The sequence below is a fragment of the Caldicoprobacter sp. genome, assembly GCF_047459465.1.
Lineage (GTDB): Bacteria > Bacillota > Clostridia > Caldicoprobacterales > Caldicoprobacteraceae > Caldicoprobacter.
Window position 1 is genome coordinate 1 of the sequence record NZ_VSCO01000209.1, and the last position, 2,241, is coordinate 2,241.

Genomic DNA, 2,241 nt, shown 5'->3' on the forward strand with positions numbered 1-2,241 from the left:
AATCCATAATGGGAGCCTATAACCGCACGAATGGCGAGCCGTGCTGTGCCAGCCCAACGCTGCTTCAAAAGATCTTGAGGGATGAGTGGGGATTTGACGGTTACGTTGTGTCGGATTGTGGAGCCATTCATGATATTCATGCTCACCACAAGGTAACCAGCACTCCGGAGGAATCGGCAGCGTTGGCCGTCAATGCTGGCTGTGACCTTTGTTGTGGCAGGGAGTTTAAAAGCCTGGTTAATGCCGTCAAACAGGGGCTTATATCCGAGGAAGCAATAGATAGAGCGGTTAAACGCCTCTTTAGGGCCCGCTTTAAGCTGGGAATGTTTGATCCGCCTGAAAGAGTGCCTTATGCTCAAATACCCTATGAAGTGAATGATTGCGAGGAACACCGCAAATTGGCCCTTGAAATGGCGCGGGAATCCATGGTGCTGCTCAAAAACGAGGGAGGGTTGCTGCCTCTCAGGAAGGATTTGAAGGCCATTGCCGTAATTGGGCCCAACGCTGATAGCAAAAAGGTGTTGCTGGGCAATTACCACGGTACACCCTCGAAATATGTGACCGCCCTGGAGGGAATACGTGCCAAGGTTTCGCCTCAAACCAAGGTGTATTACGCTGAAGGATGCGACCTTACCACCACGCGGCCTAGCTACTGGGGACAGGAGGCTACTGCAGGTTTTGCCGAAGCCTTAACTATTGCTCGGATGGCGGATGTGGTCATAATGTGCTTGGGGTTATCGCCTGAGTTGGAAGGAGAGGAAGGGGATGCTGCAAGGTCTACGGCTGGAGGCGATAGGGACAGCTTGGCTCTTCCTGGCATGCAGGAGGAACTGCTAAAGGCCGTATGCGCTACCGGCAAACCGGTGGTGTTGGTGCTTTTCAGTGGCAGTCCGGTGTCTATAAACTGGGCGCATGAAAATGTGCCTGCCATATTGCTGGCCTGGTATCCGGGGGAAGAGGGAGGTACGGCAATTGCCGATGTGCTATTTGGCGATTACAACCCCGGTGGGAGGCTGCCCGTTACCTTCGTCAAATCGGTGGAACAGTTACCGCCTTTTACCGATTACAGCATGAAGGGTAGGACCTACAGATACATGGAGGACGAGCCGTTATATCCATTTGGATATGGGTTGAGCTATACGACTTTCGAATACAGCAATTTAAAGCTGAGCGCACCGGTCATAGAAGCCGGCCAGTCTCTTACCATTTCGGTAGATGTAAAGAATACGGGGAATATGGCGGGAGATGAAGTGGTACAGCTGTATTTAAAGGACTTGGAGGCATCGGTGGATGTGCCCATTCATGAGCTCAAAGGTTTTTCGAGGGTAAAACTTCAGCCTGGCCAGTCAACAACCGTCACGTTCACGTTGACTCCTAGGCAGATGGCGCTTATAGACAACGAAGGCAGATGTATCTTGGAGCCAGGTAAGTTTAGGGTCATGGTGGGAGGCAGGCAACCTGATAAGAGAAGCCAAGCCCTTGCAAAGACCCAGATTCTCATAGCCGAATTTGAGGTCAGAGGAGAACCTATGGAGTTAGAATATTGATTTTTTAAAACATTGTGCCTGTGGTAACTAAATAGCAAGCTTTTTGAATAATGGTAAATGAAGCAGTAGATTGGGATTTTAATTTGGATGTTTGCATTGATCAATATTGGATGATTTTGATGTACCAGGGGAACATGTACAATTCATACGTGTTCCCCATTTTCATTTGTTAAAGAATATTCAAACTTCCGTGCTTAAAAATGACATTAGCACGTAATTATTGGTAATCTTTCTAGAAAGAGGCATTTTATATACCATATGTTTTTATGATTTGGATTTTCATGATTTTATTAATGATAAATTTGGTCATTGATAAAAGAACTTTATTATGAAAATGGTTGAGGTTATTCAATCACAAAATATAGAACGAATTTTGATCTATATACTTTACCCACTAGAATATTTATTAAAGGTGACAAGATTGTATTTGGGATAAGTATTGATACCGGATGTCCTGTTGGGCATTGTACGGTTATTATGTTGCGCCAGAATAATTTCGATATAACATCATAGAATAATAACGAAATGCAAAAATATTGTTTGACTTTTTAAGCTATTTATCTTATAATATAAGCGTTACAGGAAGAGTAGGAAATACGCGCACCCGTAGCTCAGGAGGATAGAGCACCGGTTTCCTAAACCGGGTGTCGGGGGTTCGAATCCCTCCGGGTGTACCAGCAAAGGCCGGAAAATC

1 protein-coding gene and 1 tRNA gene are annotated in these 2,241 nt (G+C 45.8%); both read left to right on the top strand.

The genetic code is table 11. The annotated features are described in order from the left end of the window. Positions 1-1,547, top strand: a 1,547-nt coding sequence (locus tag FWJ59_RS09395) for a glycoside hydrolase family 3 C-terminal domain-containing protein (protein WP_414481670.1), incomplete at its 5' end; no start/stop codon positions are given. 600 nt (positions 1,548-2,147) lie between these two features. Further along, a tRNA-Arg gene (locus FWJ59_RS09400) sits at positions 2,148-2,224 on the top strand. Positions 2,225-2,241: the final 17 nt, after the last annotated feature.